This is a genomic window from Bacillus clarus (assembly GCF_000746925.1).
Taxonomy (GTDB): Bacteria; Bacillota; Bacilli; order Bacillales; family Bacillaceae_G; genus Bacillus_A; species Bacillus_A clarus.
Genome location: NZ_JMQC01000008.1, coordinates 4,334,619 through 4,354,305, shown reverse-complemented (window position 1 = coordinate 4,354,305; position 19,687 = coordinate 4,334,619). Strand labels below are relative to the sequence as shown.

The 19,687-nt window shown below is 34.4% G+C and carries 21 protein-coding genes and 5 pseudogenes; 13 read left to right on the top strand and 13 right to left on the bottom strand.

Going from position 1 to position 19,687, the window contains the following annotated elements; all coding sequences use genetic code 11:
* Window positions 1–57 precede the first annotated feature (57 nt).
* Window positions 58–159, bottom strand: a pseudogene (locus DJ93_RS34875) (N-acetylmuramoyl-L-alanine amidase); the annotation flags it as partial.
* A gap of 91 nt (window positions 160–250) precedes the next feature.
* Here DJ93_RS34875 and DJ93_RS31155 point away from each other — a divergent pair.
* Complete coding sequence (locus tag DJ93_RS31155) at window positions 251–1,312, top strand: WXG100 family type VII secretion target (RefSeq protein ID WP_117287995.1); 1,062 nt, start codon at window positions 251–253, stop codon at window positions 1,310–1,312.
* Between the two features lie 92 nt (window positions 1,313–1,404).
* On the opposite strand, the gene DJ93_RS23235 is transcribed toward DJ93_RS31155, so the two are convergent.
* The 5 genes from DJ93_RS23235 to DJ93_RS33315 all read right to left on the bottom strand — a co-directional run bounded on the left by DJ93_RS23235 (window position 1,405) and on the right by DJ93_RS33315 (window position 3,554).
* On the bottom strand, window positions 1,405–1,812 hold the full coding sequence (locus tag DJ93_RS23235) for a hypothetical protein (protein WP_042983459.1): 408 nt from the start codon (window positions 1,810–1,812) through the stop codon (window positions 1,405–1,407).
* A gap of 513 nt (window positions 1,813–2,325) precedes the next feature.
* Window positions 2,326–2,691, bottom strand: coding sequence for an ArpU family phage packaging/lysis transcriptional regulator (locus DJ93_RS23220; protein WP_181969263.1), 366 nt, complete (start codon window positions 2,689–2,691; stop codon window positions 2,326–2,328).
* 49 nt (window positions 2,692–2,740) lie between these two features.
* Complete coding sequence (locus DJ93_RS33320; protein ID WP_181969264.1) at window positions 2,741–2,914, bottom strand: hypothetical protein; 174 nt, start codon at window positions 2,912–2,914, stop codon at window positions 2,741–2,743.
* Between the two features lie 291 nt (window positions 2,915–3,205).
* Complete coding sequence (locus DJ93_RS32860) at window positions 3,206–3,382, bottom strand: hypothetical protein (RefSeq protein ID WP_161785255.1); 177 nt, start codon at window positions 3,380–3,382, stop codon at window positions 3,206–3,208.
* Between the two features lie 31 nt (window positions 3,383–3,413).
* On the bottom strand, window positions 3,414–3,554 hold the full coding sequence (locus tag DJ93_RS33315; protein WP_181969265.1) for a hypothetical protein: 141 nt from the start codon (window positions 3,552–3,554) through the stop codon (window positions 3,414–3,416).
* 109 nt (window positions 3,555–3,663) lie between these two features.
* On the opposite strand from DJ93_RS33315, the gene DJ93_RS32855 reads away from it, so the two are divergent.
* From DJ93_RS32855 to DJ93_RS23195, 3 genes and pseudogenes are all read left to right on the top strand, one after another.
* Window positions 3,664–3,927 carry a hypothetical protein gene (locus DJ93_RS32855; protein ID WP_042983456.1) on the top strand — a complete coding sequence of 88 codons (264 nt, stop codon included), beginning with the start codon at window positions 3,664–3,666 and terminating at the stop codon, window positions 3,925–3,927.
* Between the two features lie 358 nt (window positions 3,928–4,285).
* A pseudogene (locus DJ93_RS31150) lies at window positions 4,286–5,645 on the top strand (IS3 family transposase).
* 144 nt (window positions 5,646–5,789) lie between these two features.
* Window positions 5,790–6,173, top strand: coding sequence for a DUF7668 domain-containing protein (locus DJ93_RS23195; protein ID WP_042983453.1), 384 nt, complete (start codon window positions 5,790–5,792; stop codon window positions 6,171–6,173).
* A 54-nt stretch (window positions 6,174–6,227) separates the two neighbouring features.
* Here the strand turns inward: DJ93_RS23195 and DJ93_RS23190 are convergent, their stop codons facing one another.
* From DJ93_RS23190 to DJ93_RS23180, 3 genes and pseudogenes are all read right to left on the bottom strand, one after another.
* Window positions 6,228–6,485, bottom strand: a complete 258-nt coding sequence (locus tag DJ93_RS23190) for a hypothetical protein (RefSeq protein ID WP_052109615.1) — start codon at window positions 6,483–6,485, stop codon at window positions 6,228–6,230.
* A 320-nt stretch (window positions 6,486–6,805) separates the two neighbouring features.
* A pseudogene (locus tag DJ93_RS23185) lies at window positions 6,806–7,327 on the bottom strand (2-methylcitrate dehydratase); the annotation flags it as partial.
* 16 nt (window positions 7,328–7,343) lie between these two features.
* Window positions 7,344–7,757, bottom strand: a complete 414-nt coding sequence (locus DJ93_RS23180) for a DUF1064 domain-containing protein (protein ID WP_042983452.1) — start codon at window positions 7,755–7,757, stop codon at window positions 7,344–7,346.
* On the opposite strand from DJ93_RS23180, the pseudogene DJ93_RS31145 reads away from it, so the two are divergent.
* A pseudogene (locus DJ93_RS31145) lies at window positions 7,733–7,936 on the top strand (hypothetical protein); the annotation flags it as partial. The gene DJ93_RS23180 and the pseudogene DJ93_RS31145 sit on opposite strands and share 25 nt — an antisense overlap.
* 408 nt (window positions 7,937–8,344) lie before the next feature.
* On the opposite strand, the gene DJ93_RS23175 reads toward DJ93_RS31145, so the two are convergent.
* Window positions 8,345–9,946, bottom strand: coding sequence for an esterase/lipase family protein (locus DJ93_RS23175; protein WP_042983451.1), 1,602 nt, complete (start codon window positions 9,944–9,946; stop codon window positions 8,345–8,347).
* Between the two features lie 255 nt (window positions 9,947–10,201).
* Between DJ93_RS23175 and DJ93_RS23170 the strand changes: the two genes are divergently transcribed.
* Entirely contained in the window at window positions 10,202–10,447 is a 246-nt protein-coding gene (locus DJ93_RS23170) for a hypothetical protein (protein ID WP_042983450.1), read from the top strand.
* 256 nt (window positions 10,448–10,703) lie between these two features.
* Here DJ93_RS23170 and DJ93_RS23165 read toward each other — a convergent pair whose 3' ends face one another.
* Window positions 10,704–10,913, bottom strand: a complete 210-nt coding sequence (locus DJ93_RS23165; RefSeq protein ID WP_042983449.1) for a hypothetical protein — start codon at window positions 10,911–10,913, stop codon at window positions 10,704–10,706.
* A gap of 279 nt (window positions 10,914–11,192) precedes the next feature.
* Window positions 11,193–11,345, bottom strand: coding sequence for an exosporium protein ExsG (gene exsG / locus DJ93_RS23160; RefSeq protein WP_042983448.1), 153 nt, complete (start codon window positions 11,343–11,345; stop codon window positions 11,193–11,195).
* 209 nt (window positions 11,346–11,554) lie between these two features.
* Between exsG and DJ93_RS23155 the strand changes: the two genes are divergently transcribed.
* Both DJ93_RS23155 and ric read left to right on the top strand, forming a co-directional pair.
* The gene (locus tag DJ93_RS23155) at window positions 11,555–12,460 is read left to right on the top strand and encodes a DUF4407 domain-containing protein (protein ID WP_042983447.1); all 906 of its coding nucleotides are present in this window, start codon (window positions 11,555–11,557) and stop codon (window positions 12,458–12,460) included.
* A gap of 189 nt (window positions 12,461–12,649) precedes the next feature.
* The gene (ric, locus tag DJ93_RS23150) at window positions 12,650–13,357 is read left to right on the top strand and encodes an iron-sulfur cluster repair di-iron protein (protein WP_042983446.1); all 708 of its coding nucleotides are present in this window, start codon (window positions 12,650–12,652) and stop codon (window positions 13,355–13,357) included.
* 42 nt (window positions 13,358–13,399) lie between these two features.
* On the opposite strand, the pseudogene DJ93_RS31140 reads toward ric, so the two are convergent.
* Window positions 13,400–13,720 (bottom strand): annotated as a pseudogene (locus DJ93_RS31140) (SPASM domain-containing protein); the annotation flags it as partial.
* 331 nt (window positions 13,721–14,051) lie between these two features.
* Here DJ93_RS31140 and DJ93_RS23140 point away from each other — a divergent pair.
* The 5 genes from DJ93_RS23140 to nirD all read left to right on the top strand — a co-directional run bounded on the left by DJ93_RS23140 (window position 14,052) and on the right by nirD (window position 19,684).
* On the top strand, window positions 14,052–14,741 hold the full coding sequence (locus DJ93_RS23140; RefSeq protein WP_042983444.1) for a Crp/Fnr family transcriptional regulator: 690 nt from the start codon (window positions 14,052–14,054) through the stop codon (window positions 14,739–14,741).
* Window positions 14,742–15,159: 418 nt separating this feature from the next.
* Window positions 15,160–15,387, top strand: coding sequence for a DUF1858 domain-containing protein (locus tag DJ93_RS23135; protein WP_042983443.1), 228 nt, complete (start codon window positions 15,160–15,162; stop codon window positions 15,385–15,387).
* Window positions 15,388–15,399: 12 nt separating this feature from the next.
* Window positions 15,400–16,632 carry a DUF438 domain-containing protein gene (locus tag DJ93_RS23130; RefSeq protein WP_042983442.1) on the top strand — a complete coding sequence of 411 codons (1,233 nt, stop codon included), beginning with the start codon at window positions 15,400–15,402 and terminating at the stop codon, window positions 16,630–16,632.
* Window positions 16,633–16,945: 313 nt separating this feature from the next.
* Window positions 16,946–19,351: a nitrite reductase large subunit NirB gene (gene nirB, locus DJ93_RS23125; protein ID WP_042983441.1), complete on the top strand. Its 2,406-nt coding sequence runs from the start codon at window positions 16,946–16,948 to the stop codon at window positions 19,349–19,351.
* A gap of 15 nt (window positions 19,352–19,366) precedes the next feature.
* On the top strand, window positions 19,367–19,684 hold the full coding sequence (gene nirD, locus DJ93_RS23120; RefSeq protein ID WP_042983440.1) for a nitrite reductase small subunit NirD: 318 nt from the start codon (window positions 19,367–19,369) through the stop codon (window positions 19,682–19,684).
* The last annotated feature ends 3 nt before the right edge of the window (window positions 19,685–19,687 follow it).

Here is a 19,687-nt window from a genome sequence, read left to right as displayed (position 1 = left end):
ATATAGTATATTCATTGATAAAAGAAACCGCCCCCTAAAAGGAGACGGTTTTAAAAATCATTTCACATATACATAGGCTTCGCTTGCTGTTACATAGTATGTTTTACCGCGACTATTATGAATCTTATATTGCAGCGAACCACTTACCATTACTTTTGCATACAAGTAAACTTAAAATTATTCTAAACTTTTTATATTTACATTTTTTTCTTTCTATCCCGTAATTTTAATTGGGAAAGGGAGGAAGAAAATGGTTCAAATCAAGATAACACCTGAAATGCTAGAAGAAGTCGCAAATCGTGCAAGCAATACAAGAAACACATTAGAATCAATACATAATAACTTATGTAACCAAATTGATCATTTATGTTATCAATGGATAGGTGCCTCTAATCAAAATTCCGTCCAAATGTTCAATGATGCAAAACCAAAAGCTTTTACCTCTATAAATTCGATTGTACAGGTAGAAGAAGATTTGAAGCGAATCGCTGAAAAATTTCACAATGCAGATAATCAAGATGTTATACTAGAAGAAGATACAACTATTAGTAAGCCCTCTAGTGGAGAAGAATTTGATGGTGGGAAATTAGCTCGTGATGTAGCCGGAGAATTGACTGGTGAATATGATCTCCGACGTGTTTGGGAGGGCGTAGATCCCTCAACAGGTGATAAACTTTCATGGTTGGATCGAGTGGGAGCTGGTGGAATGATGGTTCTGGGTGTTACACCGGTTGGGAAGCTCGCTAAACTTGCTAAAGGTGCTAAGATGACAGTTAAGGCTACTCGTAAATTAACACCAGCAGAACGTGCAGCAAAGAAAGGTTTTCCGGATATTAAGACGTCTCCAAATGGAGGGCCTGATTTCAAAGATACTCCTTACTTGTATCCAACTAAAGAAGGACAAAGAAATATTGTTCCAATCGAAATGACAGGTAACAGACAAAAAGATTTTAAAGAACATTATTTAACATATAACGGCGGAGAACCTGAACGCTACGTATTTGTAGATGAAGATGGAGAAGAATACATAGTGACTCAATTTATCCCTATTAAATACGATGAGGAAAGCGGAAGAAATTTAGAATATTGCCTTGATACCTTACGAGTAGGTAAGGTGCTTCCAGATTGGTTGATTCCTTTTGCAGATGAAACTGGGGGCGATCTCTATTGTTTTAGCTTAAAAGAAGGAGAAGAAGGATCGATTTACTATTGGAGTCATGAATACGAATTTGGTGAAGACCCAGAAGAACATGTTTTTTACCTTACAAATTCACTAAAAACATTTATTGATTCAATGGTCGAAGATGAATAATTCTCATACTTAATTATATCACCTTTATTAAACAGCCGTCTCCATAATAGAGACGGCTTTTACCTCCTTACTTCTTCACATATACATAGGCTTCATTTGCAGTAATAAATAATCTCAAATTCTTTTCCTTGATAGCGATACACATCATTTTCCTGTTCACAATACCCACACCATATGCGAGAAACAGCATTCCCCACTTTAATCTCCCATACGTGTTTAGACGCATTGTATTTGCATATCTCACGCGGATACCACTCAAGCATTTTAAGAAGAATCGAACCTTCCAATTCTCCTAATGTGCGACGAAGCACAAGAATATTAATACCAGGATACTTCACAGCATTCTTAAATGCATCGCCTACGATAGCAGCAGATTTCCCACCACCTGCCGCGCCACCATATAAGACTTCATCAGCCCAATACTTTTTATCTGTTGTTATGAAGTGAAAGAGTTTCTGCCGAGGTTGTGGTTTATAAGGAAATACAATCACTTTACTCATTGGATTCGGTTAAGCAGGTGCTACACCGCCCATATCTTTTAGCACTGCGAAAATAGTAGGATTTAAATCAAAACCTTTTATATAACCATCTTCAAGCATTTCAGTCACTTGTGCTGTACGGGCTAGAAACCAATATCCCTCCTCTTTTTAGGTGTCCGATTTGTCCGATAAAATCTCACACCACCTATGAGCCAAACCCTTTCCGAGTTCAATAAGAAGTGCAAGAAACATAAAAGCCACGACACTCACGCCCCATGGCTGTATATATAAATTCAAATTGGTCTTTTCGTCCTTTTTGCGGATTCTTACCGCCTTGCCCGTTCTCCGGTAACGTTTTGATAAAGGGGCTATGATCATTGATTATGAGCGCATAGATACGTTATCCCCAAATTATTCTTTTTTCAAAGAACAATTAACTGTAGGAATATCGTATCGTTGATTCCAATATAAAAAGGTACCCGATTCAGTGACCTAAATAGTGCCCTGAACAGTACCCCTAAAGTTCCATTACTTTTATACCATGCCAAGTGCGGTTGCCAAATTGATAATGCCCGATTTACGTTTTCTATAAAACTTCCCTTTCTTCATTCCAAGGACTGTGTAAATGTACTCATCATTCAACTCTTTTACACTCATATACTTCATTGCAAGAATTTTTTGTTCATCTTCATCAAGAGCTTGTTCGAAAGCTCGTTTTAATTGTCTATACTTCAACTCGTGCTTGTTCACTTGACTTAACTCTGGAAATAGTAGTTCCGCACCTAATTCTGCTCTTTCTTGCTGGTTTTGAAACCTAATTCGTAAAACTCTATATTTCTGTAACTCTTCTATCACGAAAGGGCGAATTTCTTTTTCATCTACGCGTTTAAAAAATGACAATTAATCCATACGATATGCTCTCCCTTCCGCTCCTTCTTCTTTTAATGACTTATTCCATGTGTTCTTTACACTCTTCAAGAAAATTAATTACCTCTTGAACTTCTTTTTTTGTTGGCAGAATTTCTACCACATACCCATCTGTGTTGTAAATCTCCACTTTACGTTTACGAAAATCCATGCCCAGCATTCCTTCTTCACCAAATAATTTAAAGTTGTCCGCCATGTTATGACCCTCGCTTTCCTCTAAAAGGATTATTTTGTTCAGATTCTGGATAGATGTTAATATTCTTCATAAAGGAGGTCTACTGATGAAAAATTTATGGAAGAAAGTTTCTTTAATTGCTTTCATAGTAATTGTCCTTTTAATAATTTTATACTTTGGCGGTATGTCACTTTTCTGGAACCAACCCTAAATTAAAATACACTCAAAAAACAATCTCCCCTGAATAAAACTCAAAATTCCGTCAATGCTATAGACAACCCATTTTTGAACCACATTCCATGATTGGAGCAGTTAGCTTTCGCTAGCTGCTCTTTTGTTTTCATCTAGCTCACATACAGGACATTCATACCCACCATGTTCATCATCAATTTCATGAAATGCATCAAAACCAAATCTACAATCTGGGCACTCAAACATTTCAACTTTTTCTTTAATTCTTACATTTCCATCCTTTGAATGTCTTTTCATATCCATTCCCCTTTTCTACAAAATGAAATTTTCATTCTGATTTACGCTTCACTTCTTCTATCAGCCAAGACACGATATTAAAATCATTAGCCTCAACCCTTAAGGATGTTCCGTTCAGAAAGCATTCTTTCATATCCTCAAGTAATTCTTCAGCAGCTTCAATTCGTTTCATATCCATTCTCCTTTCTACTAAAATAGCGTTTTTGTAAAAAAATCCAATGTTGTTCACTTTGTTCATGGTATAATCTGTATAATTCACTTTTTCAAGAAAGGCTAAAGTAATGAGAGAATACTTTGGTTTCATTTCAATGTTTTTAACTTCAATCGTATTTTTCGGTTATTTATCTGGGCATGGAAACGGTTATTTAATTTATTTAATACCTATCTCAATTGTTTTAGCTATATTTGCTCCGAGAGGAGATACAGCAAAAAAAATTACTTTTGCTATTTTAATAATTTTAGGTATTTTAATTGCTTGCGCATTAATTATTGGCGCTATTATTGGTGCGGGATTAGCTGAATCACAGCTAAAACATTTGAAATAATTCCATTTCTCCCAAATAAGGATTTTGTTAAAATCTTACATGCATTTAACTTTTGATATATAATGAAAATATCTATATATTAGGAGTGTTAAAAATGTCAGAAACCATAATAATCTGCCTATATATTGTTTTCGGTATAAGTGCAGTATTGGGCTTAATTAAAGAATTAAAAAAGCCAGAGAAAAACCAATTCTTGATTTTATTTGATTCTCTAATTTTGATAGCAGCTATATTTCTAGTAGCTAGTATCTTCATCTAAATTACATTACGAGAACTCTCATAGGGAGCAAAGCAGCCTAGCGAATGAACTGCACCCCAATTGTTAGACACCGTCTAACAATTGGAGGTGCAGTTTTTTATGACTAAATTTAATTCAGAACAGAAAATAAATGCTGTAATACGTTATCAAAATGGAAATGAAAGTATATGGGATATTGCGAAATCATTTGGTGCGAATTATGAAGTCGTTCGAATGTGGGTAAAGCAATTTGAATCTCACGGAATACATGCATTTAAAAAAGGCTATACATCCTATTCCATGGAGTATAAACTAGACGTACTTAATTATATGAATGAGAATGGGACGTCTCCAAATGAAACAGCCGTTATTTTTAATATTTCTTCACCTGCACTTATTAGAAAATGGCGCACTCAATTACGTACACAAGGAATAGACGCCCTTGCATCAAAGAAGAAGGGGCGTCTATCCATGACCAAAAAAATCCAAAATCAATCCAAAATCAAACACCAGCTGAAGGATCAGTCGAGGAGTTACAAGCTGAGTTAGAGCGTTTACGTATGGAGAATGCTTATTTAAAAAAGTTGAATGCCTTAGTTCAAAACAAGGAAAAATCACCAAACAAGACAAATCACAAGTAGTCTATGAACTGAGGAACGATTTTTCGGTGAAAGCACTTCTGAAATTAGCAGAGATTCCACGCAGCACGTACTATTACTGGGTAAAAAACTTTAATCGCCCAGATAAAGATAGAGAATTAAAAAACCTAATTCAAACGATTTATGACGAGCACGAAGGTCGCTATGGATACCGTCGTATTCGTGATGAATTGACGAATCAAGGACACAAAGTCAACCATAAAAAAGTTCAGCGAATCATGAAAGAATTAGGTTTGAAAAGCCTAGTTCGTATGAAAAAATATCGCTCTTATAAAGGGAAAGTAGGTAAGATTGCGCCAAATATTTTAGAACGTAACTKTATAGCTGAAAAGCCTAACGAAAAGTGGGTTACAGACATAACAGAATTTAAATTATTCGGCGAGAARCTCTATCTATCACCGATGTTAGATTTATTTAACGGGGAGATTATTACTTATACAATCGGTTCAAAACCAACCTATTCACTTGTTTCGAAAATGTTAGAGAAGTCCTTTCAACGATTAACAAAAGAAGATGAACTCTTGATTCACTCGGATCAAGGTTGGCATTATCAAATGAAGAAGTATCGTCATGCCCTACAAGAACATAAAATTACTCAAAGTATGTCTCGCAAAGGGAACTGTTACGATAATGCGGTTATTGAAAGTTTTTTTGGTATTATGAAATCTGAATTTCTTTATCTCAAAGATTTTGAGAGTATAGAACACTTTAAACAAGAACTTGAAAAATATATCGATTATTATAATCACAAACGAATTAAGGCGAAATTAAAGGGCGTGAGTCCGGTACAATACCGAACTCACGCCCTAACAGCCGCTTAATGAAATAACATGTCTAACTTTATGGGGTCAGTTCAGAAAGCTAACTGCTTTTTTTATTAAATAACTATTTTGCTCAATTTTGATTTATCATTTATCCATTCAATGTATAATGAATTAAACGCTTTAAGAAAAGAGGTTACTGCTTTGAATCAAAACGAAACAAAAGAAATCATTATTACATCACTAAAACCAATCATTCAAAACTTAGTTGACGATAATCTTTCTATACTATCGTCTAATAGCCAAATAGAGTCCGAATTAACAGAACAAGACATTATAGAAGAAATAAACTTGTACCCTGGTACTATGACTCTCCCACCAGATAACGCTTATCATAATTGGGATAAAACTATACATCTTTTCGAAAAAGATAAACCGATCAAAGTTGAAAACCTGACACTCACCGACCATCTTGATTTCGATTTATTTTTTGATAACAAATTAAGTGACTTAACTCTTCAATGCAACATTTATGAAGATAATCATTCAAACTTATCTATCAAAATTGAAAATATCCACGTGCTTTAATAATTACAGAGCCGCTATTAATAGTTGCTTTTTTGTTTAAAAAAAAGCTTTTGTTTAGTTTTCAGAATATATCTCTGCACAGTATACTGTGACTTCTTCCCCCTCAAAGTCTGGTTCGTCAGTAATTTTCCATTCGTCTTCTCCTACAAAAATATTTGTGGCGTATGGTTGAAAAACTGTTACAGGATAACCCCTATTTTCTAAAAGATACTTTTCAGCTTGTTCCACAAATTCTTTTTTATTTTTAAAATTTCTAACATCACCCAAAATTATTTGCCCATCATAATCTTCAAGGAATCCCTTAACAGCCATTTTTCATTTCCCCATTTCTATAAAATTCAAATTGGTAACAATCCAAACTGTAAAAAAATATAAATCATTTGTAAATTATTTGTGAACTTTCTGTATTTTTATGCAAAACACCTTATTATTATTGTATACTATTAAAGCAATGAAATAAATCAACTCCATTTCATGCAAATACCCTCATTAGCTAGGAGAAATCCTAGCTCTTTTTTATTAACCCTTATAGCTTCCATACAACTGCGTCTTCCGCTCGTCTATCCTTCTCTTTACAAAATAGCGCTTTTATTTATTTTTCGTTTTAATAGTAATCGGATATCTTCTTTTTTAGCTACACGTTTACGGTATTCATCAATCACTTCAATAATTTGGCCAGATGACATATCTAACTCATTTGCTGGCTTCAAATATGATTCACCTTCTAAACGACGTTTCACGATATCAGGTAGTTTCTTCGGCATTCCATCAAAACTTGGTGCTAAACCACTAACAATAAATGCATCAATCACTTCACGATCTGCTTGCTCTTTCTCTTCGCGCGTTTGAATTTTTTCTTCTGGGATATCAAAGTCCGCTTCCATTTGTTCAAAAGCTGGTTTAACTTCTTGTACAAGCCCTTTATCATCCACTTCATATTGTGTAACTGGCTCATTTGTTTTTGCATTAAGTGTTACATTGTAATTAACCGTTAACGATTCAAGAGACACGTCCACTTTCATATCAATCATTTCAGATAAAGCATCTAATTTACCGTTTAATGAGCTGTTTGTTACTTCCAAAACAATTTATTTCTTACCATCTGGTTTAAGGTTTACTTTCTTTAAAGTTGGTTTGAATTCGATATATGACATACAATCCGCTCCCTTTTTATTTGGCTTGTTTTAGTTTTTTTGCTCTTTTCTCAGCTCTTTGCAATTTGTTGTACTCATCCAATGTGATATAACCACCATATTTTTGGACATGCTTTAATGGAATGAGCTGCAAATGTGGGTACTTGAATTCGAACATTTTTCTTTTTACTGCAAATGTTTCTGTTACCATACCCTTGATATCAATGACTTCCACATCACCATTTGGCAAATAGACCATGAAGTCCGCTATATATGTAATTGCTTGAAAGTCTTTGCCGTTTTTCTTAAATGCTGGTTGCAAATTAAAAACCGGTTGTAATTCAAATCCATCTATTTCCCCAGAAGCATGGCGCAGCTTTAATCCCTGGTAATAATTCGCTTCCGCTTTCGAATCAAATATATGACCATCAATCTCAAGATTATAAAAAATTAAAAGCTTTTATGGATGATTTTGAAGCTAGAAATCCATATACTCCTGGTGATAGCTATGCTCAAGGTAGTGTACGTATGCAAAGATTCAATGATACTCTTAGAGATGCAAAATTAACAAATGTCTATCAAGAATTTATTAGAATCTCATATTACAATCATTATCCTGAACCAGGATAATATAAGTTTATAAAATAAGTTTTGATTATTTTATCTTTGCCCAATTATCTAGTCACCTAATTTTGAATGTATAATCCAAATTTCTTTACTAAAAAGACCACTCAAATCTGAGTGGTCTTTTAGTCTAAAACCATTAGGTTTACAATGTAGTTCAATACGTTTTTTTCGGAACAATTAAACTAACCTGCCCTCTCTGTAATAATCATAAACAAGTTTTAAGGTTACATTTATCCGACTCTACTCCTTAAGTTTCTTATAGCTATCCCGTGCAATATTAAGAAAAAATGTGCCGTTTCAAGATTATTTATTTTGAAAGGCAAACTATAAAAGGTACTGAATTCTCATATAACGAGAATCCCGCACCTTTTCATTGATGTAACTACAGTTCTATCTCTTCTTCATCACTTTTTACTGCTCCACATAAACAGACTTAACAATCGTACGATTATATGGCTTTCCTTCCTTATTCACTCCTTTTATATCAATCGTTACGTTATAAACACCTGGCTGTTTTATATTTTTTAAAGCCCCTGTAAAAGTAGTTTTATTTAATGTTTGTATTTCATTTGATTCAGATATTACCTTCCCTTCTTTATTCATTACTCGTACTGTTAATGAAAGGTCCCCTTTCATTTCCGAAGCAGCAGGTGATTTTTTTAATTCATATTGTGTTTTGTTTATCTTAATTTTTGCTGGCATGTTTAAAACAAATGGAGCCTCTTTTTTGTAATCTGTTACAATCATGTATGCATCTTTCTGCTTTGTTGCCATCATTTTAACATGCCAATCTCCTACTTCCATTCCATCGAATTTAAATGTTCGTATGGTCGCTCCTTTAAAAAAGGATTCCCCTTCACCAGTAGCTATTGCACTATCTTTATTTGTGTACACTTTTCCAGTTGGAGATAGAAGTTGTATTTCTACATCCGAGGAAGCTGTTAAAACCGTCACTACTCCTTCTGCTTTCTTATCAACTGCGAAGGTTTGATCTTCCCACTTATTTTGCAGTAATTCACCGCCTAAAATATTTTGGTTAGAAGTTGTATTTAACTCATCTACCTTTTCATAAGAATCATAATTTGAAGCTAACGGAGCTATTGCTGCACTTGCGGTACGTAAATAAGGTTCAATTCGTGAAAAAACAGCTGATCCTTTTCGAATATTATCATGATCAAATCTCGAGTCTGTAAATAAATGTGTTCCATATGGTAACCTTGTGCTCCATTCATTCACTAAACCATCGTTAGATCCATATGAATATAAATATAAACCTCCCATGGATAACGCTGAAAAGACTGGACCCCAGCTCGTCCCTGCAACTGTATAATAGCGATTTAATTTAACTGCTGGATTATTATCTATAAGAGAACGAAATTGCGCCATCTCACCCGTTTGCAATGAATACGTACCATCATCTTTTTGGCCTAACAATGAAGCAAGCCACCCTGCCCACCAACTATACGATAAATCTGCCAAATTAGATCCGTAATGCGGAGAAGCAAGCGTAACAACATTTCCGACGAAGCGATTTGCTCCATATCCGACAAGCGCCGCTTGCGTATCAACGCCTCCTTTACTATGAGCAACAATATTCACTTTTTTACCGAAATGGTTATAAATTTCTTCAAGTTTTTGTGCTAATAGTTTCCCGTTGTCCCATTGACTAGCAGAACCTTTTCCAGCTGCATCATAAAGCTGAATAAAAACGGTTTGATAACCGGCTTTAAAAGCGTAATCGTACATATCATTTATGTCATGATAAACCGTTTTTCCATACCAGCTATCAGCACTTCCATTCCTTCCTTGTACAAAAACAACAGGAGGTTTTTTTTCATCATAATTCAAAGGTTTCTCCCCTAAAAACCAATCTCCCGGAGTAAATACTTCTGTATCCGGAAACCCTTTCCCATTTGTTTTTACAACTTCGGCTTCCACATGAATACTAACAAACATAGGAGTCATGATAAAAAATACAATAAGTAACGCCATACACCTTTTCATAATTCGCATTGAACCCCTCCTTTTTTGAAAGATGGCGCTTTTTTATATCACTATACCTTCCTATCCTAATGACGGCTACATTTCTCAAGCTCTTATTCTATAAAATTTATTTAATCAATTATTTGTACAATACATATCAGCAAGGTTTTAATAGCGCCATACCTTTCTTAACAAAGGTTATTCTTTCTATATTTATCAATCCCTTTTTAAAATAAGGGATTAAAATTTTTCTCAATAAAAACTTGTAAAATATAGTAAATTGATATGTATATTCGAGATTTATATTGTATACATACTGAATCCAACAATAATTATGCAATCCACTTATTTGATAGAAATCAAACAGAATATATATTTACTTTAAATCTAATTGAAGAAGAAGCAAATCATATACAAATAATTATTATGGAGGATGAAGATTCCTCTTTTAATAAAGAAGGACTTGTATGTAACCTGCTTCATCATACTTCTGTATCATTAACGAAATGGATTGATACAGAAACATACTAAAGGACGAAAAATATGAAGAAAAGACTTTAGAAGGATGCTAGTTTCATAGCTTTTTCAAACAATAAAGCAGATTCTTTATGACGAGAATCTGCTTTATTTATAAATTATGACAGACTTTTCCCTCTTACAACGTCCCTTTCATGATTAATCCTAAAATAGCTAATAAAATTTTCAAGTGTTAGATATCTAAGAAGTAACACTCAGAAAAACATTTCAGAATCTCTCATCTTTAAGCAAAACGTAGATTGTGAGTAGTTCATAGCTCAACGATATATTCATCATCATATTTATCGTATTGTAAGTCTGCACCTATCTTTCGTTCTGTTATTTGATCTTTCAAAAATGGTGCTTCTCCATTCTTCCTTACCGCAATTTCAATTCCATATTTTTTTGTTAAGTAAGCTAATTCCACTAAAAACCACTCTCGCCGTAATTCTACTGGCAAATCGTACGTCCGTTTTCTCATATATACTGCACCTCATTTATTTTCATGATTAAAAAGAGTACCAACTCTATTTTGAATACTCTTTTACACTCTCTGATAAAACTCATTAATCTAGGTTAATGAAATACTATAATATATGCATGTCCTTTTTAAACTGTGCTACTCTAAAAATAACAAAATAAAAACTATCGTAATACTACTATACTTACACAAAAATCATAATTAAGTTTACATAATAATATTATTGAAACAAAAAGAAAGTGAGGGGCCCCTTCACCTTCTTACTATCTTAAAATAATCTTAAGAACATCTTGGTACACCTAACGCTAAAAATAATCCTGCTACACCTGCTGTGATTGGTACTTTCAACGTAATAACATCATCTACTTTTGTTACTAAAAAGTAAACATTACCTTCTTGTAACACACAAGTTACTAACAATTGGAATTCCATTCATATCCCCTCCTTTCAGACGAGATACTATAATCTATGAGATTCTTTTCAAAAGGTAATAGGAAATAAATCTATTTTTCTCTATATAACAAATAATTGTTTTATTTATTAAAAACAATATTTATTTTCTTATTTTATCGAAAATCGTGTAATCCCCAATAAATTCCTATATAATCAATAGAGAAAATCTTACAAATGGAGGTATTAAAATGGTAGTTTTGAGTAATATTGGTGCTGCTTTATTTTTAATTGCTATAATTCTTTCCATCTTATGCATCATTTCATTCTTTAAGAAAAACGGCAAAGCGATGAAGTATGGTCAACCTGCTATTATTCTTTTTATGATTTCAATTTTAATGGTACTGACTGCTGCTACAACATCTGACCATCCAGTAATCGAGTTTTTTGCTATTTTAAGTTTCATCTTATTCATATTCTTCTTTGTGCTAGCAATACTATCTGTTATTAAGAAAACTGGTGTAGCAAAAAAACAATTTTTAATTACAGCTGTTTTGTTTATCGCTTTTGTAACATTAATAGGAATTTCAGGTCCTTCCCCTGAAAAAACAACAGCGACAAATAAAAAAATTGCATCTAATACTGAAGAGAAAAAGGATAAAGAAAAGAAAGAATCTGACGAAAAAGTACGCAAGCAAGAGGATGAAAAAAGTCAAGCTGAAGAGCAAGTTCATAAACAGCAAAAAGATGAGAAACGTCAAGCTGAGGAACAAGCTCGTAAACAGCAAGAAGATGAGAAACGTCAAGCTGAGGAACAAACTCGTAAACAGCAAGAAGATGAGAAACGTCAAGCTGAAGAACAAGCTCGTAAACAACAAGAAGAACAGCAACGTCAAGCCGCAGAACAAGCTCGTAAACAACAGGAAGAGCAGCAACGTCAAGCGCAACGTCAAGCCGAGGAGCAAGCCCGTAAACAACAGGAAGAACAAAAAACTCAGCAAACCCAAACACAACCTGCAGCAGGAAACAATAGTAATACATACTATAAAAATTGTGATGCAGTTAGAGCAGCTGGGAAAGCTCCTTTATATAAAGACCAACCAGGATATAGTAGTAAACTAGATCGCGATGGCGATGGCGTTGCGTGTGAAAGATAGTACTAAAAAAGAAGCTCATCATAAGCTTCTTTTTTATTTTTGAGGTGGCTATTACCGCCCTCCAATAGCAAGATGAAAGAAGTAATGTTGTAATTAACACATGATAAGTGATGTATATCACCACGTAGCTTCAAAATTATTGATATTCTTGATCTAGATATTAAATTTAAACTTTATGGAGGCATTCATATGGAACATACATTTACTGAGACTTCTATTATTGGTGATATTGTCACACAATTCCCAAAGGCTAGTGATCTTTTTAAATCATATAGAATAGATTTTTGCTGTGGTGGTAATAGACCACTTATTGATGCTATTAATGAGCGGAATTTATCAGCAGCAGCGGTTATTACAGAGTTAAATACTCTTTATCATAAAACAAAACTATTAAACAAATCCGAAATTGATTGGAAAACCGCTTCTTATCGCAAATTGATTGACTATGTTATAAATAAGCATCATCACTATTTAAATGAAGAGTTACCACTGTTAAGTCCATATGTGACAAAAGTATTACGCGTTCATGGAGCAGATCAGCCTCATTTGGCTCAAATTCACAAGTTATTTCATGAATTAAAAACTGAATTAGAACAGCATTTAATTAAAGAAGAAACTGAAGATTTCCCATTAATTTTAGCATTTGAACAAAATCCAACTGATGAAAATTATGCAAAATTACGCAAAGTAGTGGACGAATTGGAAAATGAACATAACCACGCTGGCAATATTATTAAAGATCTTCGTAAGGTTACAAATGACTTTAATCCTCCAGAAGGAGCTTGTGGTACTTATCGTCTCGTTTACCAGCGACTTGAAGCCCTTGAATCTGATTTGTTTCAGCATATTCATTTAGAAAATAATATTTTATTTCCACGTGCAATTGCAAAAGCTTAAATAAAAAACAGGATATGAGTAAAAAATGCTCATGTCCTGTTTTCATAATACTTTTGGAATGTATACATAAAAAGGTTCACTTTCCACACAATCTCCTCTCTTCGCAAACGCTCTGGAACAAGATCCTCCGCAAACATATCGAAGCCCACAAACTCCATACTATCTTTTATACTTGCCCAGATTACGCAAGCGAGAGTTTCGATAAATACCAGCTAGTGGTGTTATTTGAACATTCCCAGCTTTGATCGATAATAACCCACTTAGATATACATCTCCAATATGAAAAATAAATACAAAACCGTTTCCATCATTCACTCCTTTTGGAGCACGTCCAAGTCCATCAATTTGCCCCGTCATACCATTATCGATTATATTCAAATTATAAAGTTATATACATATTCATGTTGTGAGATACATTACGAATGAAATTCCCAGTATAAAGCAAAAATTTTATCAGTGGCGCTTTCTTCTCCTTCTATTGAGAATTGGCCTCAACTATTCTTTAAATCTTAAGGTTGTGGTCTTACTACCCGCGAATAGCTGGATAAATTAACGCCATACTTCCTTATGATATTTATAACGCTTTTTCATTTTGTGAAAAATGTTCACACTTTCTCTCACTGTTTCATAGAACAGCTTGATATAATTTTATTTATAGAAGGATTATACCTGAAATGATTAAGGAGTTGTATATATGAAAGAAGAAATGATCAAAAAACATTTACGAGATGTCTTCCTCTTTAAAGAACTTTCAGAAGAAGAGCTTCAGCCTATTGTAGATATTTCACGATTACGAATGTATAAAGCAAGGTCATTTGTATTTATGCAAGGCGATCCACTTGACCGTGTTTTTTTTATCCACTCAGGTAAAGTAAAAATTCAAAAAACAGATGCAACTGGAAAAGAGCAAATTATTGCTGTACTTCAAGCCGGAGAAATGTTTCCACACGCTGGGTTCTTTCGACGAGGTGTCTTTCCAGCTCATGCCGAAATAATTGAAACTGCGCAATTAATCGTTACTCCAATCGCCGATTTCGAGAAAATTTTGATTCAGTACCCTGAATTATGTATTAAATTGTTTAAAATTCTGGGAGAAAAAATTGTGGATCTTCAGAACCGATTAGAAGAACAAATTCTTCATGATACGTATGAACAAATTATTATGTTATTACTTCGCTTATGTAAATCAAATGGTATACAAGTAAATCATACATATACATTAAAAACTCAATTTACAAATCGAGAGCTCGCCAATATGATTGGAACATCAAGGGAAACAGTTAGTCGCACAATTAGTCAGTTAAAACGAAGAAAATTAATTGATCTTGATGAAAGCAGCTGTTACATTATTGATCCCAATACTTTAGAAGAAGAAATTCTTTGAAAAAATACTAATCATTTTATTAATAAAGTGAAACTTTTCTCAGTGGAGGGTTCTTCATCCCCAACTGATTATTCCTCCTCACCAATCAGTGATTTTACGAGCAGTAATCCTCCCTAACTTCTTTACTTTCACTGAATTTTGAGGTGAAAGTATTACTTCCTGCAAATAACAAGACAAAAATTTCTCTTTATCATAGGGAGTGTTCCTCTTTTGAATTCTATATCCTAGCATTTCTTTTTACACAGCGTACTCCACTAATTCTCCTTAAGTTTTCTCTCCGAATTTTCTACTTGAATTAAGCGTAATAATGAACTGAACTCTCTAAAATCATACGTGTGATTTTACTCACACCTTATTCATTATCCTTATGCTACATTATTATTGAGAATTACTATCACTAATCTTCGAGGTAAGAATGATGATAAAAATGATTGATTTTAGTCAAACAGTTGGCGATTTGGTTACCCAATACCCTGAAATCATCCCTATCTTAAAAAAACTAGGCTTTGAACATATAACGAAACCCGGCATGCTGCGAACAGCTAGCCGGGTAATGACTATTCCAAATGGATGCCGGATGAAAGGAATTTCGTTTGATCTCGTAACAAAAGCGTTTGAAACTAATGGATTTAAAATTAAAGAATAGAGGCGAATCCTTATGAGTGAAATAATTAACAATCGTGAACAAGAGAATATGAATGAATTTGAACGTCAAGCAATCTTAAAAGAAATTATTATAGGTCTTCATAATGGGAAAAATGTTGAAGAAGTAAAGGCTCAATTTGAAGAAGCTGTTGGTAATATTACCGTTGCGGAAATTTCAAAGCTTGAACAGGCACTTATGGACGAAGAAGGAATTCCAGTGGAAGAAGTTCAACGTTTATGTTCCGTTCATACAGCTATATTTAAAGGGGCCATTGAAGAAATTCATGGATTAGATCAATCTGAAGAACAACCTGGGCATCCAATTCATACATTTAAGCTTGAAAACAAAGAAATTGACCTACTTATTAACTTCAAAATTCAACTTCACTATGAACAATTCGAAAATGAAGATAGTGAAAAAAACGTTTATAAACTAATAGAAGATTTAAATCTATTATTAGATGTAGATAAACACTACAGTCGCAAAGAAAATTTACTTTTCCCTTATTTAGAAAAGTACGGTATTTATGGGCCAACACAAGTAATGTGGGGAATCGATGATGTTATTCGCAATGCCATTAAAGAGGCAAAACTAAAGCTAATAAACTATAACGGAGATAAACAGTCCGTTTTAGATAATATCAACTTCGTCATTCGTGAAACAACTGAAATGATTTTTAAAGAAGAAAATATTTTACTTCCGATGGCGCTTCAAACTCTTACGGAAGACGAATGGGTTAAAATCGCTCATGAAAGCGATGGAATTGGCTATTGTTTAACAGGTCCTGCGGGTGTATGGAAGCCTGAAAGAAACGTGATACAAGAGAAAGAAGCTATGTCCGAAGGATTTATTCGATTAGAAACAGGGATGCTATCTTTAAAACAATTAGAACTGATGTTGAACCACTTGCCTGTGGATATTACGTACATTGACAAGGATGATGTTGTCCGCTATTTCTCTCATGGAAAAGAGCGAATATTTGCTCGCACAAAAGCCATAATTGGTAGAACAGTCCAAAACTGCCATCCTCCAAAAAGCGTTCATGTCGTTGAAAAGCTCTTGGAAGATTTCAAATCTGGAAATAAAGATTGTGAAGATTTTTGGATTAAATTTAAAGATAAATATGTATATATTCGCTATTTTGCTATACGTAGTGAAAATGGAGAATATATGGGTACCCTTGAATTCACACAAAACATCAATCAAATTCAAGGAATTCAAGGAGAAAAACGTATTCTTTCATAAAGTGAAATTTTGATCAGTAGCGTTTTCTTCATCCCCTACTGATTATTAGCCCTCACGAATCGGAATTTTGCGGGCAGCCCCTCACCTATCTCCTTTACTTTCCCTAGAATCTTGAGGTAGGGGTTTACTGCCCGCAAATAGCGGGATAAACGAACATTTCTTTAGTTTCCACTTTTCACACAAAAGCCGAATTTTAACAATTTGTGAACCATCAAAAAAATGTGACAAATATCACATCTTCCATTTTTTTTATATCCTATAATGAAAACACAAATCTTTGTTCAACTTTTCACATTAAAAAGGGGAAATGAATATGAAAAAACGTTTGGTGATGATTGGAAATGGTATGGCTGGGATACGCTGTATTGAAGAAATTTTAAAACATGATAGTAATTTATACGATATTACCATTTTTGGAGATGAACCACATCCAAACTACAATCGTATTATGCTCTCTCATGTCTTACAAGGCAAAACAAATATGCAAGATATCATTATGAACGAATATAGTTGGTACGAAGAAAATGATATAACTTTATATACAAACGAAAGAGTACAAAGTATTGACCGGGAAAAACAAGTCATTGTAACAGAAAAGAAACGCACTATTCCGTACGACAAACTCATTATCGCAACAGGCTCTAGTGCCTTTATTTTACCTGTTGCAGGTTCAAAGCTGCCTGGTGTGACAGGATTTCGAACAATTGAAGATACACAATTTATGATAAATGCCGCTAAAGAATATAAAAAAGCAATTGTCATTGGCGGTGGCTTACTTGGTTTAGAAGCTGCACGAGGCCTCATTGACTTAGGACTGAACGTACATGTTGTTCATTTAATGCCGAGCTTAATGGAGCAACAACTAGATTCCAAAGCTGCTTCCTTACTGCGTGAAGATTTAGAAGCACAAGGTATGAAGTTTCTTATGGAAAAGAAAACGCTGAAGATTCTTGGTACAGATCATGTTGAGGGTATTCAATTTGAAGATGGTGAAATTGTAAATTGTGATTTAATCGTGATGGCTGTTGGAATACGTCCGAATACCCAACTAGCAAAAGATGCTGACTTAATTGTAAATCGCGGTATTGTAGTCAATGACTATATGCAAACAAATGATAAATCAATTTATGCGGTTGGAGAATGCGCAGAACATGACGGTATTTCATATGGACTTGTTGCACCACTTTATGAACAAGGTACAGTATTAGCGAAACATATAACAAATTTACAACCTGACGGATATGCAGGCAGTATTGTCGGTACACAATTGAAAGTTGCAGGGTGTGATTTATTCTCTGCTGGCCAAATTTATGAAGCTGATCAAACAAAAGCAATTTCCATCTTTGACGAATGTAAACGTTCCTATAAAAAGGTATTAATTCGTGACAATAAAGTCGTTGGTATTGTTTTATATGGTGATACTGCTGATGGCACACGGCTCTTTAGCATGTTAAAGAAAAAAGAAGACATACAAGAATATACACCAGCTTCTCTTCTTCACAAAGCTGGTGAAGAAAGTGGACTTGACGTTGCAAATATGAGTTCCGATGACACTGTTTGCGGATGTAACGGTGTTACAAAAGGAGCAATTGTTCATGCAATTTTAGAACAAGATTTAACAACTTTTGAAGAAGTAAAAGGATGCACCAAAGCCGCAGGGTCTTGTGGTAAATGTCGTCCACTTGTTGGACAAATTTTATCTCATACACTTGGAGATGCATTTGATGCATCTGCACAATCTGTTGGTATGTGTGGATGTACAACTTTATCGCGTGATGAAATCGTAGCAGCAATTCATGAGAAAGGTTTAAAATCACCAAAAGAAGTACGAAATGTCCTTGGTTTTGCACATGAAGATGGCTGTTCAAAATGTCGACCTGCATTAAACTACTATTTACGTATGGCTATTCCAGAAGAATATGTAGACGATAAATCATCCCGTTTCGTTAATGAAAGAATGAATGGTAACATCCAGCATGATGGTACATTTTCTGTTATTCCACGTATGTATGGAGGCGTTACAACAGCAGATGATTTAATGAAGATTGCCGAAGTTGCAAAAAAATATGACGTTCCTCTCGTGAAAATTACAGGCGCGAGTCGAATCGGCTTATATGGTGTTAAGAAACAAGATTTATCAAAAGTATGGGCTGACTTAAATATGACTTCTGGATATGCCTATTCAAAATCTCTTCGTAATGTAAAATCATGTGTTGGTTCTCGCTTCTGTCGTTTCGGTACACAAGATTCATTAGGACTTGGTATGCTCCTTGAACAATCATTAGAAATGGTGGATACACCTCACAAAATGAAAATGGGTGTAACGGGTTGTCCACGTAACTGTGCTGAAGTACTTACGAAAGATTTTGGCGTTGTTTGTGTTGAAAATGGATTCCAACTTTATATCGGCGGAAATGGTGGTACGGAAGTACGTGAAGCGGACTTTGTAATGATTGTCCCTACTGAAGACGATGTACTTCGCATCGCTACAGCTTACGTGCAATATTATCGTGAAACTGGTATTTACGGGGAGCGGACCGCCTACTGGACAGAACGATTAGGCTTCGATCACATAAAAGAAATACTACAAGATACAAACATGGTCACTATGTTAAATGAGCGTTTCCAAACAGCTCGTAGCACATATAAAGAAGCATGGGGACAAGCACTAGAAACAAAGTCATTAAAAGCTATGTATGAAGTAGAAACTGTTAAATAAGGAGCTGTGATCCATATGATACAAGCGAAAGAAAAAATAAAAGTTATGCGTGCAGAAGACCTTCCTATTCAAATCGGTAAAGAGGTACAAATAAAAGACATGTCTATCGCCCTATTCCGCCTTTCAAATGGCGATATTCGTGCTGTAGAAAATCGTTGTCCTCATAAAAATGGACCATTAGCAGAGGGGATTGTATCTGGAGAATTCGTCTTTTGCCCGCTGCATGATTGGAAAATTTCATTGGTAACAGGTGAAGTTCAAAAACCTGATGATGGTTGTATTCAAACGTATGAAGTAGAAGTTATTGACGGAGATATTTATATATACCTGTAATTT

Coding starts and splice junctions, on each gene's coding strand:
- DJ93_RS31155 (WP_117287995.1), top strand. CDS start 251: ATGGTTCAAATCAAGATAACACCTGAAATGCTAGAAGAAGTCGCAAAT.
- DJ93_RS23235 (WP_042983459.1), bottom strand. CDS start 1,812: ATGAGTAAAGTGATTGTATTTCCTTATAAACCACAACCTCGGCAGAAA.
- DJ93_RS33320 (WP_181969264.1), bottom strand. CDS start 2,914: ATGGCGGACAACTTTAAATTATTTGGTGAAGAAGGAATGCTGGGCATG.
- DJ93_RS32860 (WP_161785255.1), bottom strand. CDS start 3,382: ATGAAAAGACATTCAAAGGATGGAAATGTAAGAATTAAAGAAAAAGTT.
- DJ93_RS33315 (WP_181969265.1), bottom strand. CDS start 3,554: ATGAAACGAATTGAAGCTGCTGAAGAATTACTTGAGGATATGAAAGAA.
- DJ93_RS32855 (WP_042983456.1), top strand. CDS start 3,664: ATGAGAGAATACTTTGGTTTCATTTCAATGTTTTTAACTTCAATCGTA.
- DJ93_RS23190 (WP_052109615.1), bottom strand. CDS start 6,485: ATGGCTGTTAAGGGATTCCTTGAAGATTATGATGGGCAAATAATTTTG.
- DJ93_RS23175 (WP_042983451.1), bottom strand. CDS start 9,946: ATGCGAATTATGAAAAGGTGTATGGCGTTACTTATTGTATTTTTTATC.
- DJ93_RS23170 (WP_042983450.1), top strand. CDS start 10,202: ATGTATATTCGAGATTTATATTGTATACATACTGAATCCAACAATAAT.
- DJ93_RS23165 (WP_042983449.1), bottom strand. CDS start 10,913: ATGAGAAAACGGACGTACGATTTGCCAGTAGAATTACGGCGAGAGTGG.
- exsG (WP_042983448.1), bottom strand. CDS start 11,345: ATGGAATTCCAATTGTTAGTAACTTGTGTGTTACAAGAAGGTAATGTT.
- DJ93_RS23155 (WP_042983447.1), top strand. CDS start 11,555: ATGGTAGTTTTGAGTAATATTGGTGCTGCTTTATTTTTAATTGCTATA.
- ric (WP_042983446.1), top strand. CDS start 12,650: ATGGAACATACATTTACTGAGACTTCTATTATTGGTGATATTGTCACA.
- DJ93_RS23140 (WP_042983444.1), top strand. CDS start 14,052: ATGAAAGAAGAAATGATCAAAAAACATTTACGAGATGTCTTCCTCTTT.
- DJ93_RS23135 (WP_042983443.1), top strand. CDS start 15,160: ATGATAAAAATGATTGATTTTAGTCAAACAGTTGGCGATTTGGTTACC.
- DJ93_RS23130 (WP_042983442.1), top strand. CDS start 15,400: ATGAGTGAAATAATTAACAATCGTGAACAAGAGAATATGAATGAATTT.
- nirB (WP_042983441.1), top strand. CDS start 16,946: ATGAAAAAACGTTTGGTGATGATTGGAAATGGTATGGCTGGGATACGC.
- nirD (WP_042983440.1), top strand. CDS start 19,367: ATGATACAAGCGAAAGAAAAAATAAAAGTTATGCGTGCAGAAGACCTT.